Origin of the sequence: Haloferax denitrificans ATCC 35960 (genome assembly GCF_000337795.1) — an archaeon.
GTDB classification, from domain to species: Archaea; Halobacteriota; Halobacteria; order Halobacteriales; family Haloferacaceae; genus Haloferax; species Haloferax denitrificans.
This window is the reverse complement of record NZ_AOLP01000008.1, coordinates 19730-37374: the sequence shown is the minus strand read 5'-3', so window position 1 is coordinate 37374 and position 17645 is coordinate 19730. Positions and strand designations below refer to the sequence as shown.

12 protein-coding genes are annotated in these 17645 nt (G+C 67.3%); 4 read left to right on the top strand and 8 right to left on the bottom strand.

Annotation, left to right across the window (positions count from 1 at the left end; translation table 11 throughout):
- Positions 1 to 2: 2 nt before the first annotated feature.
- On the bottom strand, positions 3 to 3161 hold the full coding sequence (locus C438_RS05600) for an FAD-binding and (Fe-S)-binding domain-containing protein (protein WP_004968332.1): 3159 nt from the start codon (positions 3159 to 3161) through the stop codon (positions 3 to 5).
- Between the two features lie 6 nt (positions 3162 to 3167).
- Positions 3168 to 4136 (bottom strand): D-2-hydroxyacid dehydrogenase, encoded by a 969-nt coding sequence (locus tag C438_RS05595; protein WP_004968331.1) that lies wholly within the window; start codon positions 4134 to 4136, stop codon positions 3168 to 3170.
- Positions 4137 to 4265: 129 nt separating this feature from the next.
- Here C438_RS05595 and C438_RS05590 point away from each other — a divergent pair, with 129 nt between their 5' ends.
- Together C438_RS05590 and ilvA are read left to right on the top strand one after the other, a co-directional pair.
- Complete coding sequence (locus tag C438_RS05590; protein WP_004968330.1) at positions 4266 to 5573, top strand: amidohydrolase; 1308 nt, start codon at positions 4266 to 4268, stop codon at positions 5571 to 5573.
- Positions 5570 to 6877, top strand: a complete 1308-nt coding sequence (ilvA, locus tag C438_RS05585; protein ID WP_004968329.1) for a threonine ammonia-lyase — start codon at positions 5570 to 5572, stop codon at positions 6875 to 6877. The genes C438_RS05590 and ilvA overlap by 4 nt, the downstream gene beginning before the upstream one ends.
- 75 nt (positions 6878 to 6952) lie before the next feature.
- Here ilvA and C438_RS05580 read toward each other — a convergent pair whose 3' ends face one another.
- Together C438_RS05580 and C438_RS05575 are read right to left on the bottom strand one after the other, a co-directional pair.
- Positions 6953 to 8311: an aminotransferase class III-fold pyridoxal phosphate-dependent enzyme gene (locus tag C438_RS05580; protein ID WP_004968328.1), complete on the bottom strand. Its 1359-nt coding sequence runs from the start codon at positions 8309 to 8311 to the stop codon at positions 6953 to 6955.
- A 207-nt stretch (positions 8312 to 8518) separates the two neighbouring features.
- Positions 8519 to 10153: a BCCT family transporter gene (locus C438_RS05575; protein ID WP_004968327.1), complete on the bottom strand. Its 1635-nt coding sequence runs from the start codon at positions 10151 to 10153 to the stop codon at positions 8519 to 8521.
- Positions 10154 to 10609: 456 nt separating this feature from the next.
- On the opposite strand from C438_RS05575, the gene C438_RS05570 reads away from it, so the two are divergent.
- A complete protein-coding gene (locus tag C438_RS05570) occupies positions 10610 to 11263 on the top strand; it encodes a hypothetical protein (RefSeq protein ID WP_004041279.1) in 654 nt (217 codons plus the stop codon).
- Positions 11264 to 11335: 72 nt separating this feature from the next.
- Here C438_RS05570 and C438_RS05565 read toward each other — a convergent pair whose 3' ends face one another.
- Complete coding sequence (locus C438_RS05565) at positions 11336 to 11722, bottom strand: Rid family detoxifying hydrolase (RefSeq protein ID WP_004968326.1); 387 nt, start codon at positions 11720 to 11722, stop codon at positions 11336 to 11338.
- A gap of 60 nt (positions 11723 to 11782) precedes the next feature.
- On the bottom strand, positions 11783 to 13162 hold the full coding sequence (locus tag C438_RS05560; protein ID WP_004968325.1) for an aspartate aminotransferase family protein: 1380 nt from the start codon (positions 13160 to 13162) through the stop codon (positions 11783 to 11785).
- A 158-nt stretch (positions 13163 to 13320) separates the two neighbouring features.
- Here C438_RS05560 and C438_RS05555 point away from each other — a divergent pair, with 158 nt between their 5' ends.
- Complete coding sequence (locus C438_RS05555) at positions 13321 to 14988, top strand: aldehyde ferredoxin oxidoreductase family protein (RefSeq protein ID WP_004968324.1); 1668 nt, start codon at positions 13321 to 13323, stop codon at positions 14986 to 14988.
- A 53-nt stretch (positions 14989 to 15041) separates the two neighbouring features.
- Here C438_RS05555 and C438_RS05550 read toward each other — a convergent pair whose 3' ends face one another.
- On the bottom strand, positions 15042 to 15839 hold the full coding sequence (locus C438_RS05550; RefSeq protein WP_049917774.1) for an IclR family transcriptional regulator: 798 nt from the start codon (positions 15837 to 15839) through the stop codon (positions 15042 to 15044).
- A gap of 688 nt (positions 15840 to 16527) precedes the next feature.
- The gene (locus C438_RS05545; RefSeq protein WP_004968322.1) at positions 16528 to 17331 is read right to left on the bottom strand and encodes an inositol monophosphatase family protein; all 804 of its coding nucleotides are present in this window, start codon (positions 17329 to 17331) and stop codon (positions 16528 to 16530) included.
- Positions 17332 to 17645 lie beyond the last annotated feature (314 nt).

Below are 17645 nucleotides of genomic sequence, written 5' to 3'. Positions count from 1 at the left end.
TCTCAGTCAGCGACCGCGTCGGCGACTTTCTCTATCGGGTGCGGCGGGTCGTCGGCCGCGCCGTCCATGTCTTCGAGTTGCGTCCGACACGACGCGCCGGGGGCGACGACGGTGTCGCCGCGGCTCTCGCCGAGTTGGTCGGCGAGGATTTCGCCGATGGCCTCCGACAGCGAGTGGTGTTCGGCCTCGTAGCCGAAGCTCCCGGCCATGCCGCAACAGCCCGAATCGAGCGGGTCCACGTCGTAACCGGCGCGCCTGAGCACGCCCACCGCGTGGTGGTCCTTCCGCATCGCCTTCTGGTGGCAGTGGCCGTGGTACGTCAGCGTCTCGTCGTCCGCGCCCGCCGCCGCGTCGCGGTCGAGGCTCTCTACGAGACGCTTCGCGTCGAGGTACTCCATGATGCCGTAGGTCTCGGCGGCGACGGTCTCGGCCGCCTCGCTCGAAAGCAGGTCGAGGTAGTCCGACTGGAGCATGACTGCGTCCGAGGGTTCGACGAGCACGACGCTCCAGCCGGCTTCGACGCGGGGCGCGAGCGCGGCGACGTTCGTCTCGGCGCGCGCCCGCGAGCGGTCGAGAAAGCCCTTCGAGTGGGCCGGGCGGCCGGTCGCGGTCACGTCGTCCGGAATCGAGACGTGGACGCCGGCGGCTTCGAGGACGCGAACCGCGGCCTTCCCCGCGTCGGGGTGGTTGTAGTTGGTGTAGCTGTCCGGGAACAGAAGCACCCTGTCGGTCGCCTCGGCCTCGGGGACGCGAGCGCCGCCGCGCGCTTCGAACCAGTCTTCCAGCGACTCGCGGTGGAACGTCGGAAGCGACCGCTCCTTGGCGATGCCGACAGTCTTCTCCATAATCGTCCGCGCGCCCGGCACCTTCGCCGCCCAGTTCGAAAGCGGGGCGAGCCGCGACCCCAGCGCGTTCAGGCGGTCCACCTCGGCGAACAGGCGGTCCCGAAGGCTCGCGCCGTGAGACTCGTGGTGGGCGTGTTCGACCTCGGCTTTGAGCTTCGCCATGTCGACCTCGCTCGGGCAGTCGCGGGCACAGCCCTTACAGCCGACACAGAGGTCCAGCACCTCGCGCATGAACTCGGTGTCCGTCGCGTCGGCGTCGAGGTCGCCGCTCATCGCCTGTCTGAGCATGTTCGCCCGGCCGCGGGTCGACAGCCCTTCCTCTTCGGTGGCGCGATAAGTCGGACACATCACGCCGCCGGTGGTCGACTGGTCGCCCCGACAGCCGCCACAGCCGTGGCAGAGCTCCGCCATCCCCTGAAAGCCGTTTTCGGTGTCCCAGTTCAGTTCGGGGTCGAAGCCGGCGTCGAACTCGTAGTCGGGGGAAAAGCGGAGGTTCTCGGTCATCGACACGTCGCCGCAGACCTGCCCCGGGTTCAGGAGCCAGTCGGGGTCGAACGCCGTCTTGAGGTCGCGGAAGGCGTTCCAGAGGCGGTCGCCGTACAGTTTGCGGTTCCACTGGGTCCGCGCGCGGCCGTCGCCGTGTTCGCCCGACACCGACCCGCCGGCCTCGACGACGAAGTCGGTCACCTCGTCGGCGATGGTCTCGAACGAGTCGAGGCCGTCGAGCGTCTTCGTGTTGACGAGCGGACGGACGTGGAGCACGCCCGGCCCCGCGTGGGCGTAGAAACTCGTGTTGGCGTCGTGGTCGTCGATGACCTCGCGGAACCGCTCGACGTACCCCGGTAGCTCGTCGGCCGGCACGGCGCAGTCCTCGATGAACGAGATGTGCTTTTCGTCGGTCGTCCGCGAGAGCAGGATGGGCGCGGCGGCCTTGCGCATCTCCCAGAGCCCCGCGCGGGCCGCCTCGTCGTGGGCTTCGAGCGCGTCGAACGCGCGGGCGTCGGCGGCAATGCCGACGCCGTCGGATGGTGTCGCCTCCGGCGTCACCGAGGGGGCGCGAGCCGTCAGCAGGTCGGCGACTTTCCGCCGGCCCTCGGCGTCGGAGTCGGCGTAGAACTCGACCAGCAGGGCCGCACGGGTGCCGTCGGGGAGCGACGCGGCCACGTCGTGGAACTCCGCGGTGTCGAGCGCGAGGTCGATGAGCACGTCGTCGATGAGTTCGACCGCCGCCGGGTCGTGGTCGAGGATGGGAGCCACGTCGGCGGCGGCGTCGAACACGTCCTCGTAGGTGAGGAGCGCGACGGCCTTCGTCTCCGGGAGCGGTTCGAGCGAGACGGTCGCCTCGGTCACGACGGCGAGGGTCCCCTCGCTCCCGGCGAGCAGGCGCGCGAGGTTCACGGTCCCCGCCTCGCAGTCCGGGTCGGTGCCCGTCCCGTCGGCAAGCGGGCGCTCTCCGCGGGCCTCCTCGACCAGCGCGTCGAGGTTGTAGCCCGAGACGTTGCGCTTGAGGTCCGGGTAGCGGGCGTCTATCTCCTCGCGCTCCTCGTCGAGCACGCGGACGACTTCGGCGTAGATTCGGGGGAGAAGCGGACTCTCCGGGCCGTCGGCTCCCCACGCGTCGCTCTCGGGGTCGGCTCTCTCCCGGAGGTCGTCAACGCGCACCTCGCCGAACCGGTGGACGCTCCCGTCGGCGAGGACGACTTCGCACTCCTCGACGTAGTAGTCGGTCTTGCCGTACTTCAGCGAGTGCGCGCCGGTGGAGTTGTTGCCGATAGCGCCGCCGAGGACGCTCCGGTCGCCCGCCGCGGGGTCAGGGCCGAACGTGAGACCATGGTCGGCCGCGGAGTTATTGAGGTCCGCGAGCGTGACCCCGGCCTGCGCGGTCGCCGTCGCCGCCTCGGCGTCCACCGATTCGACTCCGTCCATGTGTCGCGAGAGGTCGAGGACGACCGCCTCGTTGACGGCCTGTCCGGCGAGGCTCGTGCCGCCGCCGCGCGGGAGGACGGGAATCTCGCGGTCGGCGCAGTACTCCACGACGGCCGCCACGTCGGCGGTCGAGGTCGGCATGACGACGCCGACGGGGAGCACCTCGTACGCCGAGGCGTCGGTCGCGTACAGCTGTCGGGTGTACTCGTCGAACCGCACGTCGCCGTCGACGAGGCGTTCGAGGTCGGAGACGAGCGCCTCGCGGTCGGTGTCGCCGCCGACGTAGTCGTAGTCGGCGCGGGGGTCGTCGCTGGGGTCAGCACGCTGGTCGCCGCGCGTGTCGGCCTGCCGGTCGCCGCGAGAGCCGTCGGGGCGTTCCTGCGTCGCCATCGGGGGTCAGTTCGACTCGGCGGCCAGCACTTGGTTCTCCAACTCCTCGCCCTCGTCGAGCCGCCCGAGGTTCCCGGCGACGATGTCGGCGAGGCGGTCCCAGTGTTTGGGCGTGTGGCCCCCCGTGTGAGGCGTGATGAGGCAGTTCTCCAGCCCCCACAACGGGTGGTCCGAGGGCAGGGGTTCGGGGTCGGTCACGTCGAGGGCGGCCCCGCGAATCTTGTTCGACCGGAGCGCCGACACGAGCGCGTCGGTGTCGACGATGCCGCCGCGGGCGGCGTTGACGAGCACCGCGTCGGTCGGCATCGTGGCGAACTCCGCCTCGCCGATGAGTCCGCGAGTCAGGTCGTTCAGCGGGCACGCGACCACGACGTACTCGCTCCGGGAGAGCGCGTCGTGAATCGCGTCCGGTTCGAAGCCGGCGACTTCGTCCGTCGGGCCGCCTTTCGACGGGGTGTAGCGGATGCCGATAGTCTCGACTTCGAAGCCCTGCAACCGCTGGGCGACGGCCTGCCCGATGGAGCCGAGGCCGATAATCGTCACCGTGCTGTCGGTGAACTCGCCGGACTGGAAATGTCGCCACTCGGCGCGCTCCTTGCGCCGCCAGCCCTCGTGGAGGCGACGGGCGAACACGAGCATGTTGCCGATGGCCTGCTCGGCGATGCCGGGCGCGTGGATGCCGCCGGCGTTGGTGACCGCGACGCCGTGTTCCGCGAGCGCGTCCATCGGGACGTGGTCGGTTCCGGCGAACGTGCAGGCGAACAGTTCGAGTCTGTCGGCGCGGTCGAGCAGGTCCTCGTCTATCGTGATGCCCGTGACGACGCGGGCGTCGGCGACGAGTTCGCGTTCCTGTTTCGGCGTCCGGGCGAGCGTCACGGTCCGGTCCGGGAGGCGCTCGCGGAGCGCGTTCGCGTACGATTCCATCGAAAGGCCCTCGGTCCCCTCGCGGAGGACGACGATGTCTGTCTCGGTCATGATGTGAGTCGCGCGCGTCGCGGGCGCGGTTGCTTCACCGATTGGGTGACGCTCCCTTAGTCTTTTTGTGTAGCCGGTGTCCACGGATACCGTTTATACTTAAGTGGGTGGCGGATGGTACGTGTACGCATGGCTGACGCCGTTCGAGCGCGATTAGCGGAGCTTCGCAGAGACCTCCACCGCCACCCCGAACCGGGCTGGTGCGAGTTCCGGACGACCGCGCGGCTCGTCGAGGAACTCCGCGCCATCGGCGTGGACGAACTCGCCGTCGGCGCGGACGCCTACGACCCCGCAGACCGGATGGCCGTCCCGAGCGACGACCGACTCGACGAGTGGTACGAGCGGGCGCTCGACCGCGGGGTCGACCCGGACCTCCTCGAACCCCTCCGCGGCGGGACGACTGGCTGTGTCGCCGTCCTCGACCGCGGCGAGGGGCCGACGGTCGGCCTCCGGGTCGACATCGACGGGCTGTTCATCGAGGAGTCGGACGACGCGGGCCACGACCCCGCCGCCGAGGGCTTCCGCTCGGAGACGGGCGAGACGATGCACGCCTGCGGCCACGACACCCACATGACGTGGGGGCTGGCGACGCTCGAAGCCGTCAAGGACAGCGAGTTCTCGGGTCGGCTCGTCGTGTTCTTCCAGCCGGCAGAGGAGATTTCGGGGGGCGGCGCGCCCATGGCGAAAAGCGAGTACGCCGCCGGCATCGACTACTTCTTCGCGGTCCACGTCGGCCTCGACCACCCGACGGGCGAGGTCGTCGCCGGCATCGAGAAACCGCTCGCGATGTGCCACATCGACGCGGAAATAGAGGGGACGACCGCCCACGCCGGCAAGGAGCCGGAGGCCGGCGCGAACGCCATCCACGCGCTCGGCACCGCCATAGAGAGCGTCTACGGGGTCCCGCGGCACTCCGACGGGATGACCCGCGTCAACGTCGGTCGGGTCGAAGGCGGCACCGCGAGTAACGTCATCGCCGACGAGGTCGAGGCCGTCGCCGAGGCGCGCGGCGAGACGACCGAACTCATGGAGTACGCGAAGTCCGAACTCCGCCGGCGGTTCGAGAAGGCGGCCGAACTGCACGGGTGCGAGGCGACGGTCGACGTGGTCAGCGAGAGCCCCCGCGCCGACAGCGACCCCGAACTCGTGGAGACGGTCGCGGACGCCGCCGAGGGCGTCCCCGGCGTCGACCGCGTCGTCCAGACCGCCGACTTCGGCGCGAGCGAGGACGCGACGTTTCTCATGGAGCGCGTCCAGCGCGACGGCGGCCTCGCGTGTTACTCCATCGTCGGCACCGACCACCCGACGAGCCACCACACCGCGACGTTCGACGTGGACGAGCGGAGCCTCGAAACCGGCGTCGAAGTGCTCACGCGGTCGATTCTGTCGGTCGCCGGCGTCGAGTCGGTCCCCGAACTCGCGGGCGCGAACCGATGAGCGACGGGCGCGTCACCGGCGAGTCGGCTCCCCCGGCGTCGGACGTCGTCACCGCCGACGACGTGGCGGACGCCCACGAGCGACTCGACGGCGTGGTCCACCGGACGCCGCTCGATAGCTCGCGGACGATAGCCGACCGCTGTGGGGCCGAGCGGGTCGACCTCAAACTGGAGAACGTCCAGCGGACGGGGTCGTTCAAGATTCGCGGCGCGTACAACGCGATGGCGCAACTCCCCGAGTCGGTGCGCGAGCGGGGCGTCGTCGCCTCCAGCGCCGGCAACCACGCGCAGGGCGTCGCGCTCGCGGGCGACCTGCTCGGCATCGACACGACCATCGTCGTGCCCGAAATCACGCCGGCGGTCAAAATCGACGCCACCCGCGGCTACGGCGCGGACGTGGTCGTCGAGGGCGACCTGTACGAGGAGTCGTACGAACACGCCCTGCGACTCGCCGACGAGGAGGGGCTGGAGTTCGTCCACCCCTTCGACGACGCGGCCGTCATCGCCGGGCAGGGAACCGTCGGACGAGAAATCGCGGCGGACGCGCCCGACGCGGACACGGTTCTCGTCTCCATCGGCGGCGGCGGCCTCATCTCCGGTATCGCCACCGCGATGAAGGCGCGGGACCCCGACGTGCGCGTCGTTGGCGTCCAACCCGAGGGCGCGGCCCACGCAAAGCCCTCGCTGGAGGCCGACGAGATTCGAATGCTCTCGGAGGTCGATACCGTCGCCGAAGGCATCGCCGACGCGCGGCTGTTAGAGCGGACGTTCGCGGTCGTCCGCGACCGCGTCGACGACGTGGTCTCGGTCGACGATACGGACCTCGCGGTCGCCGCGACGGTCCTCGCCGAGCGGGCGAAGACGGTCGCCGAACCGGCCGGCGCGGCCCCGGTCGCCGCGCTCCTCTCCGGCGCGGTCGACGTCGAGGGCGAGCGCGTCGCGGCCGTCGTCTCCGGCGGCAACGTCGGCCTCTCAGAACACGCCGAACTGACTCGCGTCGGGATGCAGGTGCTCGGGCGCGCCGTCGAAGCGCGCCTCGAACTCGACGGCTGGCCGGCGGTGCTGGGCGACCTCTCCGAGGCCGTCGCCGACGCGGGAGCCGAACTCGACAGCGTCGAGCGCGCCGCCCGAACCGCCGCGGACGCGCCGAACCGGGTTCCGGTCGAGATTCGACTCGACGGGAGCGGCCCGGACCACCTCGCGGAGGCGCTCGACTCGCTTTCGGCGCTCGACGGCGTCGACGTCGTCTCGCACTCGCTGGACAAGCCTGCCGGCGAGTCTACTGAGTCGTTCGAGTCATCCTGACGGGTCCAGAAAAACGGGAACGGCCCGTCTCGGGTCTGTGTCTTTTCTGTGCTGTCCGTCTTCGGCCTCCGACGCTCACGCGACCGCTTCGGTCGCCACGGCGTCCATCGCCTCGCAGAAGATGCCCACGCCCAGTTCGATTTCGCGCTCGGTGGAGTCGAGCGGGGGGAGCAAGCGAATCGTCTTCTTCCCACAGCCGAGGGTGAGCAGGCCGCGGTCGAGCGCCGCCTCGACGACGGCGTCGCGGCGCTGTTTGGTGTCGAACTCGACGGCGAGCATGAGGCCCTTGCCGCGCACGTCGACCACGTGGTCGGGCGCGTCGTCGGCGAGGAGTTCCTTCGCCTGCCGGCCGCGCTCGGTCGCGTTGTCGAGCAGGTCGTGCTCCTCGATGGCGTCGAGGGTGAGTGCGCCCTGCATCGACGCGAGCAGGTCGCCGCCGCCGAACGTCGACCCGAGGCGGTTCTTCTCGGCCGGGAAGACGTCGGACCGCGAGACGGTCGCGCCGACGCGGAGGCCCTTCGCGCTGGCGATGACGTCGGGTTCGATGGGGTAGTGGTCGGCCGCCCACATCTCGCCGGTACGACCGACGCCCGACTGAATCTCGTCCACGACGAGCGGGATGTCGTAGGTGTCGCAGACGTCGCCCACCTCGGCCATGAACTCCTCGCTCGGGAAGCGGTAGCCGCCGACGCCCTGAATCGGTTCGAGAATCGCGAACGCGACCTCGTCGGGGTTGACGTGGCCGCCCTCCGGCGACAGGGAGTTCCGCAACTGCGAGCCGCCGCCGGCGAAGAAGCCGCAGTCGCAGGCGTCCGCCGAACAGCCCGAGTCCGCGCAGAACGGAACCGTCTCGATGCCCGCGACCTCCGGGTAGTGGCGGGTGTAGACCTCCTTCGACTTCGTGAGCGAGAGCGTCCCGAGCGTCCGCCCGTGGAAGCTCCCCTCGAAGGCGTAGCCGTACTTCGCGGGGGCCTTGCGGTCGTGGGTTATCTTCATCGCGTTCTCGACGGCCTCGGCCCCGGAGTTCGACAGGAACACCGTGTCCATCCCGTAGTGTGAGGACACGTCGGTGAGCTTGTCCATCAGGTGGCTCGACCCGGGGAACTCGGCGGTCTCGGGGTCTGGGCCGGCTCCGAAGTACATGTCTTGCCCGGCGATTTTCATCGGCTCGACGAGGTCGAACTCCCGGAGCTTCGACAGCACCTTCTCGTTGTTGTAGCCGAGCGGGGCGGCCCCGATGTGACAGGTGAAGTCCAAGAGGACGTTGCCGTCCACGTCGGTGACGAACGGGCCGTCGGCCTCGGCGGTCACGTCCCAGACGAACTCGTGGGAGTACTCGCTGGGCGCGGCGTGCTCGTGGTGGAACTCGACCCACTTCTCGGCGTTTGGCCCGGGAAGCGCTGCTGCGTCCGGCTCTGCGGTATCCCTATCCATACACAGGATTTGTTAATGGTGTACATTAAAACTTGGTATCTCAGGAACGACCGTGTGGGTCCGTTCGCAACGGTTACGTCGGCCGCATCGGCCGCATCGGCCGCGACGGCGACGCTCGCGGTCGGACGGAACCGGGCCGCAGAGAACGGAGACGGACGGCGACGGGGACAGAGACGGGGACGGAACGACGTTCGGCTGGATTCGGCGTCAGTCGTCGTCGTGGCTGGAGACGTTCGCGGCCGGCGACTGCCCGCCGGTCGACTCCGACCTCCCCCAGAGGCTCGTCTCGTCTTGGAGGAGGAGGCTCCCGTAGTCGTCTTGGAAGGTCCGGATGAGTCCGAGCGTCGCTATCACGCAGATAACGGCGAACGGCGCGCCCGTGATAATCGCCGCGGACTGCAGGGCGTTCACGCCCCCGACGACCATCAGGATGGACGCCACCGCGCCCTGGAGGACGGCCCAGAAGACGCGGTTGAGCGCGGACGGCTCTTCTTTACCGCCGGTCGTCATCATCGACACCGCGAGGGTGGATGAGTCGGCGGAGGTGACGAAGAACGTCGTCACGAGCACGAGGAACGCGAACAGGAGGAGCGGCCCGGCGATGGGGAGGTTGCCGAAGAGGACGTACCCCGAGACCGCCTCGCCGTACTCCGAGACCGGCCCGAGCACGTTCGCCGCGCCGCTGTGTTGCATGATGACGCCCGCGCCGCCGACGATGGCGAACCACGGGACCGTCGCGAGCGAGGTCGCACCGATACCGGCGAACGCGACCTCACGGACGCTCCGACCGCGCGAGATGCGGGCGATGAACAGCCCCGCGAAGGGCGACCACGCGAGCGGCCAGAGCCAGTAGAAGACGGTCCACGCGTTGACCCACTTGCTGGCGCTGGTCGCGGTGGCCTGCGTGAACAGGCTCATCTGGAAGAAGTCGCCGATGAAGCCGCCGGTCGCCTGCGTGCCGAGTTCGAGGATGCGGAAGGTCGGCCCGAATATCAGCGTCGCGAGCATCAGCAGGCCGAACACGACCATGTTGAAGTTCGAGAGCCGGCGAATCCCCTTGTCGACGCCCAACACCAGCGAGACGGTGAAGATGACCACCATGCCGGTGATGACGAGGATGGTCCCCACGTCGCCGAGTTGGATGCCCCACTGGAAGTTCAGGCCGGTGATGAACTGGCTCCCGATGAAGCCCAGCGAGGTGGCGACGCCGCCGAGAGTCGCGAACACGGCGAGGATATCGACGACTTTCCCGATTGCGCCGTCGACGTTGTCCGCGCCGAGAATCGGCGTCAGGACCGCCGACACGCGAAGCGGCGCGTCGTAGTTGTAGACGAAGTAGCCGATGGCGAGGCCCATCACGGTGAAACACGACCACTGGGTCAGACTCCAGTGGAAGATGGAGTACTGGACCGCGAGCGGCATCGCCGCCGCGGACTGCGCCTCGGCCCCGTACAGCGGCGGGACCGTCGAGTAGTGGAACAGCGCCTCGGCGGGCCCCCAGAAGACGATGCCCGCCGCGAGTCCGGCGGAGTACATCATCGCGAAGTACGAGAGGAAGCTGTACTCGGGGTCCTCGTCGCCGAGCTTCAGGTTCCCCCACGGCCCGAATATCACGAAGCCCAAGAACAGGACGAACCCGAGCATCGCTATCAGGAAGAACCAGTTGAACGTGGCGAGAATCCACCGGCGAATGCCGAGGACGAACTCGTAGGAGGCATCGGGGTTGAGGCTGAACGCGCCGACGAAGAGCAGGGTTATCGCCGCGCCGAACGCGAATATCACCGGCTCGATCTCGTCGAGGAACTCGCTGACCGCGCCGTTCGAGGAACTCACCGCCGCCACCCCCCGTGCGTAATCGCCCCGTTCGACTCCGTCCGAACGGGACCGCCACCTCCCGACTGACTGGTCGAGGCCCGCGCCCCGAACTGTGCGCCACGATGACCGTTGCACCCGCGTGCTGTAATGTGGTCTGTCATGCTATCGCTCCGACGGACACCATGCTACGTGATGTCTCACATCACGACAAGTGCAAACATTACCATAAAATTTGTGGTTATCGGTGACGCCGAGAACGAAATCCGTTTACAAACGGTCGAAAAATCTGCCGGCTTCGCCTTCGGCGGATTGTCACGTCGCAGTCGGGCGCTTCGCTCCTCCGTGGCCTCCTCGCTTGCGTTCTCCCGGCGCGCTCACACGAACTGTAGACGAACTCCGAGAATTTCCGGATTTTCGGCCCGTTTCGCCCGAACTTTCGGTCCGTTCGTAACGCTTAATCGAATTCGTACACGCGTTCTGTATATGGCAAACGACGCCGACGGAACGGACGGCACCGATGACCTCGCCTACGCCGCCGACCGCGGCCGCGGCATCCTCACCCCGAGCGACCGCGAGTTCCTGCTCGGCCGGAAGACCGACTACACCGACCACTCGAAGAAACAGAAGCGAAACCGGATTCGACGCCGCCTCCGCAACGCGATTCTCGATTTCACCATCCTGTTCGAGTCGCTCGAAGACCGCGACCGCGAGACGGTGTTCAACCCCGACGCCGCCGACCGCGAGGCGTACACGCGGGGCATCACCGACATGCTCGCCTTCCTCCACCTCGGGACGATGGGCTACTACACCCCGTTCAAGGACATGCTCGCCGAGGGCGTCAACAAGGCCGAACAGGAGCTGGCCGGCTCCGACTACCGGATGGTCACGGTCGATTTCAACGTCGAACCCGTCGGCCAAATCGACGTGGACGCCGTCATCGACAAGCTCGAACGCGGCGCGTTCGACCAGCTCACCGACGAGGAGCTACAGGCGTTCGTCAGGCTCCTCGCCGAGTCCGACGACTTCTCGGCGACCGACCTGCGCGCCGACATGAAAGCGCAGATGTCCGAGTTCGTCGAGCGAATCGACGCCGCGAACGAGCGGCGCGACCGCAGAGTCGACGACCTGAACGACTGAACGGCGGTTCGTCGGCCACCATGGGACGGCGGCCGTGCGGCCGGGACGCGGCGGGGGTGCGCCCGTCGCGACCTACCCGAGGTACGCTATCGCGTCCATCTCGACCCGCACGTCGCCGGGCAGTCGCGCGACCTCGACGCAGACGCGGGCCGGCGGCACCTCGTCGAACCGCGCGCCGTACGCCTCGTTCACCCGCTCGTAGTCGTCGAGGTCGGCGACGTACACCGTCAGTTTCACCGCGTCGTCGAGGCCGTCGCCGCCGGCCTCGGAGACGACGGCCGCGATGTTGTCGAGCACGCGGTCGGTCTGTGCCTCGATATCGCCGTCGACCTCCTCGCCCGTCTCGGGGTCGACCGGGCCGTAGCCCGAGACGTAGAGCGTGTCGCCGGCGACGACGCCCTGCGAGTAGGGGTTGTCCGTGCGCGGGGCGTCGTCCGTGATGACTCGTTCCGGTGGCATCGTTGGTGAGTGTGATTGTATCGGGTGTGAGTCGCGTGGTGTGCGCTCGGCGCGCGCGACTCAGAGCCGCTGTTTCTCGGCCGTGACCGCCTCGATACCGTCGGTGATGACGTCGAGCGCCGTCTCCGCGAGGTCGCGGGTGAGCACGAGCGGCGGGAGCAGGCGAAGGATGTTGCCGTGCCGGCCGGCCTTCCAGACCAGCACGCCGCGCTCGAAGCAGTACTGCTGGAGCGCGTCGGCCGCCTCGCCGTCGGGTTCGCCCTCGGCGTCGGCGAACTCCGCGGCGATGAACAGCCCCTTCCCGCGAACGTCCACGACTCGGGGGTTGTCCTCCGCGGCCTCCGAGAGCCGACCGCGGATGTACTGGCCGAGGTCGCGGGCGTGCGCGAGGAGGTCGTGTTCCTGGATGTACTCGATGGCGCGAGTGCCGGCGCGCATCCCGACGACGTGACCGCGGTAGGTGCCCGCGTGGTCGCCCGACCCCCACGTGTCGAGGTCCTCGTGATAGATGGTCGCCGACAGCGGGAAGCCGGTCCCGCCGAGCGCCTTCGCCGAGGTCATCACGTCCGGCGTGACGCCGTACCACTCGTTGGCCCACCACTCGCCGGTGCGGCCGAGACCGCTCTGAATCTCGTCGAACACGAGCGGCACGTCGTTGTCGTCGGCGATGTCGCGGAGGCCCTTCAGGAAGCCCTTCGGCGGGGTGACGACGCCGCCTTCGCCCTGAATCGGCTCGACGAAGATGCCCGCCGGGTTGGCGAGGCCGCCGTAGGGGTCCTCGAAGATGGCCTTGACCTCTTCGAGACAGTGGTCCACCGCCTCCTGCGGTCCCTTGCCCATCTCGACGGTGTTCGGATAGGGCGCGTGGACCACGTCGGGGAGGAGCGGCGAGTAGTCGCCCTTGAACTTCTTGTTGCCGGTGAGGCTCATCGCGCCGCTCGTCGCGCCGTGGTACGCGCCGCGGAAGGCGACGAGACCGGTCCCCCCGGTGTTGTACTTGGCGAGTTTGATGGAAGCCTCGATGGCGTCGCTCCCGGTCGGGCCGCCGAAGACGACGCGGTTGTTCCCGCGCAGTCCCTCGGGCGCGATTTCGTCCAGTTTCTCGATGAGGTCGAGCCGGGCCTCCGTCGGGAAGTCGACCGTGTGGACGAACTTGTCGGTCTGCTCGTGAACCGCGTCGAGGACGTACGGGTTCGAGTGCCCGACGTTCAGCACGCCGATACCGGCGAACATGTCGATGAAGGTGTTGCCGTCGGCGTCGCGCACCGTCGCGCCCTTCCCGCTGTCGAACGCGATGGGGATGTCTTCGGGGTACGAGACGGCGCTACTATCGATTCGCCGTTGCTTTTCGAGGAGTCGCGTCGACTTCGGCCCCGGAACGTCGTCCACGCTCGGCGCGTCGTCGAAGTGCAACTCGTGAATCGGTGGACCTGCGACCATGCCTCAACCCATGCAGAACAGTCATAAATAATTTGTCCACGATTCCTATTGATAACGTACACAGTATCCGGTTTCGGAACCGACCTCCCGTGGTGATTTGGTTAGCGACGCAACAGTAACCACAATGGATTTGTGCGAGGCAACTCCTTCTTTTTCCAATGTTACACTCGAAAGGTCCGCTTCTCACGGTCGACTTGGGAGACGAGACGAGTCGGACGGAAGACATCGACGGGATTCTCGAATCCTACGTCGGCGGGCGCGGGGTCGCCACCCGACTCGCCCACGACCGCGTTCCCTTCGACGTGGACCCGTTTAGCCCGGAAAACCGGGTCTACTTCAGCACCGGTCCGATGCAGGCGTCGAACATGAGCTTCACCGGCCGGACGAACTGCACCAGCGTCTCGCCTTTGACCGGCGGTCTCTGCTCGTCGAACGCCGGCGGGTTCGTCTCGCGGAACTTCGCGGACGCGGGCTACTCGGCGGTCGAACTCGCGGGCGCGAGCGACGAGTTGGTCGTCCTCCACGTCACCGACGAGGGCGTCGAGTTCGAGGCCGTCCCGGACCTCGCCGGCGCGACGGTCCCCGAGACGGTCGCGTACCTCGACGACGAACACGGCATCGAGGCCGACCGGACGATGGTCGTCGGCCCCGCCGGCGAGAACCTCGTGCGTTTCGCCTCCATCATGACGAGCGAGGAGCGCGCGTTCGGCCGCGGCGGCCTCGGCGCGGTCCTCGGGTCGAAGAACGTGAAGGCGCTCACCTTCGGCGGCGACTCCGCGCCCGACATCGAGATTCCGGCGTCGCAGATGGAGATTCACCGCGAGGCCGCCACCGACGACCACATCATGAAGCGACAGGGGACGGTCGCCGTCCTCGACCTCGCAAACGAGATGGACGGCCTCCCGTCGTACTACTTCTCCGAGCGCCACTTCGAGGGCGCGGAGGGCATCAACGGCGACGCCATCGAGAAAAAGAAGTACAAGAAGGGCACCTGTTCGGCTTGCGCGTTCGCGTGCAAACTCCCCACGAGAGACGAGGAGGCGGGCGTCGAGACAGAGGGACCCGAGTTCGAGGTCACCATGGCGTTCGGGTCGAACTCCGGCGTCGACGACATCGTCGAGGTGATGAAGTCGAACGAGCTGTGCGACCGCTACGGCCTCGACGCCATCTCGGCCGGCAACACCGTCGCGGCCTACCTCGCCAGCGAAGACGAGTTCGGCAACACCGACCTCATCCACGACCTCGTGGAGAAAATCGCCCTCCGGGAGGGCGTCGGCGACGACCTCGCCGAGGGCATCGCCCGCGTCCACGACGACCTCGGCGTGGAGAACTGGACGGTCAAGGGGATGGACTTCGCCGCCCACGAGGGCCGCGTCCTCCACGGGCAGGGCCTGTCGTACGCCGTCGCCAACCGCGGCGCGGACCACATGTACGCGGTGTTCTACTCGCAGGAGTACCCGCTCGTCGGCAAGGACGACGCCTACCCGCCGGAGGGCTTCGAGGGCAAGCCCAAGCGCCTCATCGAGAAGGAAAACCAGATGGCGCTCAACGACAGCGGCATCGTCTGTAAGTTCTCGCGGGACTTCATGACCCCCGAGCGCTACGAGATGCTGTTCGGTGCCGACTTCGAGGACCTGCTGGCCGTCGGCGACCGCATCGTCACGCTCGAACGGCACTTCAACAACCAGCGCGGCTTCGACCGCGGCGACGACACGCTCCCGTACGCCGACGAGTTAGACGGGTTCGAGGCGGCGCTCGAAGCCTACTACGAGCGTCGCGGCTGGACCGACGACGGGGTCGTCCCGTCCGGAAACGTCCCGGCGTAACGCGTCTGACGACCGTTCCTCGCTTTTCATTTCTCACGTCTCATCCCCGATTCTCACTCTTCGCTCGTTTCGCTCGCTTGGGTCTGATACAGTTCCGCGACGCCCTGTTCGAACCGCTCGGCGGCGCGTTCGAGCAGTTCGACCTGCGTCGCCCGCGTCTCCTCGTCGACGACGTACGCCGGACCGCTCAGGTTCAGCGACCCGTACACCTCGCCGCGCGGCGACTTCACGGCCTTCCCGATGGCCCAAAACCCCTCGACCGCCTCGCCGCTGTTCTCGGCGTAGCCCCGCTCGCGGACGGTCGCTAACTCCGCGAACAGCTCCTCTTCGGTCGTGATGGAGTCGTCCGTCGCCGCCGGCAGTCCCCAGCGGTCGATGATGTCCCGCACTCGCGTCTCCGGGTACTCGGCGATAATCGCCTTGCCGGAACACGTCGTGTGGACGTGGAACGGACTGCCGTCGATGAGGAAGCGCGGCGAGTTCGCGAACTCGAGGTCGCCGTACAGCGAGACGATGCGACCGTGTTCTTCGACCGCGAAGTCCGCGTCCATCGAGGACTCGCTGTCGAGCCACGAGACGGTCTCCTGTGCGACGCGGTAGTAGTCCTTTCGCGTTCTGACGTAGTCGCCGAGGTGACAGAACTTCGCTCCCAGCTGGTACTCGTTGTCGACGTTCACGACGTAGCCGTACTCCGCGAGCGTCTTGAGGTGGGCGTGGACCGTGCTCTTCGCGAGGTCCGTCGCCTCGACCAGCTCGCTCATCGTCGCCCCCTCCAGTTCGAGGATGTGGTCGACGAGCGCCAACGAGGCGGCGGTCGTCTTGAGCACGCCGGACGGGTCGTGTCTATTCATGGAGAGGAATCCACGGTCCGAGGTTAAAGATGTACCTCCGTTTGTTGGTGCGGCCGTGCCGGCCGGCGACCGCAACTGCGACGCCGGTCGCTCGACTGGAAGCGACCACCCGACGAACGGGCGTTCCAACCGTTCCGCAGAGTCGAACCTTTATGTTAAACACTCGAATTTGGCAATAGTTAACATGGCTCTCTAAGCTGGTTACGGAGCCCCCTCGTTGGAATTATCCGTTCTTCGGCGGGGTGAACGCCGCATCTCTTTATACGTATTCGGAAGCGAGGAACGCCGACTCTCTCCGAGGCGCGTGAGGTTCGGTCTCACGGGCGAACGAGGGTCTGAAACGTCCGCTTTCGACTCGATTTTCGGAGGCGCGAACGTTTAAATAGGCTCGTCGGAGCGGGGGAAGCGACCGATTCGCTCGCCGTACCGCCCGATGGCGTGCCGGAGTCGTGATACCCGTTTGTCGTCGGTCCGCCGTGCGGCCCCAACGCCCTATACATCTTCAAACTGACATATGTTCGTGTCGCTGACTGTTTCCCGCTGTCGCCGTCCGCCCGTCGCTGTGGTCTCGCTGTCGTCGGTGTCGCACGCGCCTTCTCATTACAGGCATAACTGTGTAATTTTGAGGGTCACAGTCACAGTCACGCCACTGCAAGTCGTCTCGGCAGACACCGGGCCGGCGACGCCGCTATCGCGTCGCCTCGAACGCCGCCTGCGCCGCGTCGAGCACCTCGTCGTGTGCGCGCCCGTTGGACGCGACGAGGCCGGGCTGTCCCGGCCCCCACTCGTTTCCGTGAATATCGGTCACCGTTCCGCCCGCGCGCTCGACGAGGTAGGCTCCGGCGACGGTGTCCCACGCGTTCGGGTGCTCGTCGAGTCCGACGACGGCGTCTATCGACCCGTCGGCGAGCCGCGAGAGCGTCAGTTGCGTCGTCCCGAGCTTTCGCATCTCGCCGAACCTGCCGAAGATGTCTCCCGCGAGCCGTTCGATTCCCGGTCTGTCGCCCTCCCGGTACCGGAGCGTCGAGGAGACGAGAAACGCGCTGGTGTTCGGTTCGTCGTTGACCGAGATGGGCCGTCCGTTCCGCTCGACTCGCGCCTCCGTGGCGACGTACGTGTCGCCCGTCTCGGGGGAGACGTTCACCGCCGCAATCGGCGTCTGGTCTTCGACGACGGCGACGCTCGTCACCCACTCGCGGGCCCCCCGCGTGTAGTTCTGCGTCCCGTCGATGGGGTCGATAATCCACGCGTAGCCCGACTCGGGGACGGTCTTCAGCTCGTCGTCCTCCTCGCCGACGACCGCGTCGTCGGGGAACCGCTCTCGAATCGCCGCGATGACGCGCCGTTGTGTCTCGCGGTCGACCTCGGTCACGAGGTCGATTGCGTCGCTTTTCTGTTCGATGTCCAGTTGGGTCCGGAACCGCGCCGACGCGTGCTCGGCTCCCTCTTCCGCGGCGGCGACTGCGACTGCTTCGCGGGGGTCTGCGTCCATGACGGCTATGCACTACACGGCGAGAAAAAGCCTCGGACAGCGGACAGCGCTTCTGTCTCTCCGTTGGATCGCTGTCCACGGTCGTTTGAGTAGAACCGCTCTCACCTTCACAAACTGCCAATAATACTGTCTTTACTCCTGACGTTCCGACTAGTGTTTTATAAAATTTCGACGTTCGAGATTCGTATCCGACATTATTCCTTAGCATCAATCCAACAACTGAGTGCTCGTGATGCAACTCATATTCACAGCATAAATTTAATGTTAATACTCTCAGTGGTGGCTAAATGCCACATTTCGTGTAGTCCACGAGT

Bases quoted from the DNA above. Each gene is read 5' to 3' on its own strand.
- C438_RS05600 (WP_004968332.1), bottom strand. From the start codon at position 3,161: ATGGCGACGCAGGAACGCCCCGACGGCTCTCGCGGCGACCGGCAGGCC.
- C438_RS05595 (WP_004968331.1), bottom strand. From the start codon at position 4,136: ATGACCGAGACAGACATCGTCGTCCTCCGCGAGGGGACCGAGGGCCTT.
- C438_RS05590 (WP_004968330.1), top strand. From the start codon at position 4,266: ATGGCTGACGCCGTTCGAGCGCGATTAGCGGAGCTTCGCAGAGACCTC.
- ilvA (WP_004968329.1), top strand. From the start codon at position 5,570: ATGAGCGACGGGCGCGTCACCGGCGAGTCGGCTCCCCCGGCGTCGGAC.
- C438_RS05580 (WP_004968328.1), bottom strand. From the start codon at position 8,311: ATGGATAGGGATACCGCAGAGCCGGACGCAGCAGCGCTTCCCGGGCCA.
- C438_RS05570 (WP_004041279.1), top strand. From the start codon at position 10,610: ATGGCAAACGACGCCGACGGAACGGACGGCACCGATGACCTCGCCTAC.
- C438_RS05565 (WP_004968326.1), bottom strand. From the start codon at position 11,722: ATGCCACCGGAACGAGTCATCACGGACGACGCCCCGCGCACGGACAAC.
- C438_RS05560 (WP_004968325.1), bottom strand. From the start codon at position 13,162: ATGGTCGCAGGTCCACCGATTCACGAGTTGCACTTCGACGACGCGCCG.
- C438_RS05555 (WP_004968324.1), top strand. From the start codon at position 13,321: ATGTTACACTCGAAAGGTCCGCTTCTCACGGTCGACTTGGGAGACGAG.
- C438_RS05550 (WP_049917774.1), bottom strand. From the start codon at position 15,839: ATGAATAGACACGACCCGTCCGGCGTGCTCAAGACGACCGCCGCCTCG.
- C438_RS05545 (WP_004968322.1), bottom strand. From the start codon at position 17,331: ATGGACGCAGACCCCCGCGAAGCAGTCGCAGTCGCCGCCGCGGAAGAG.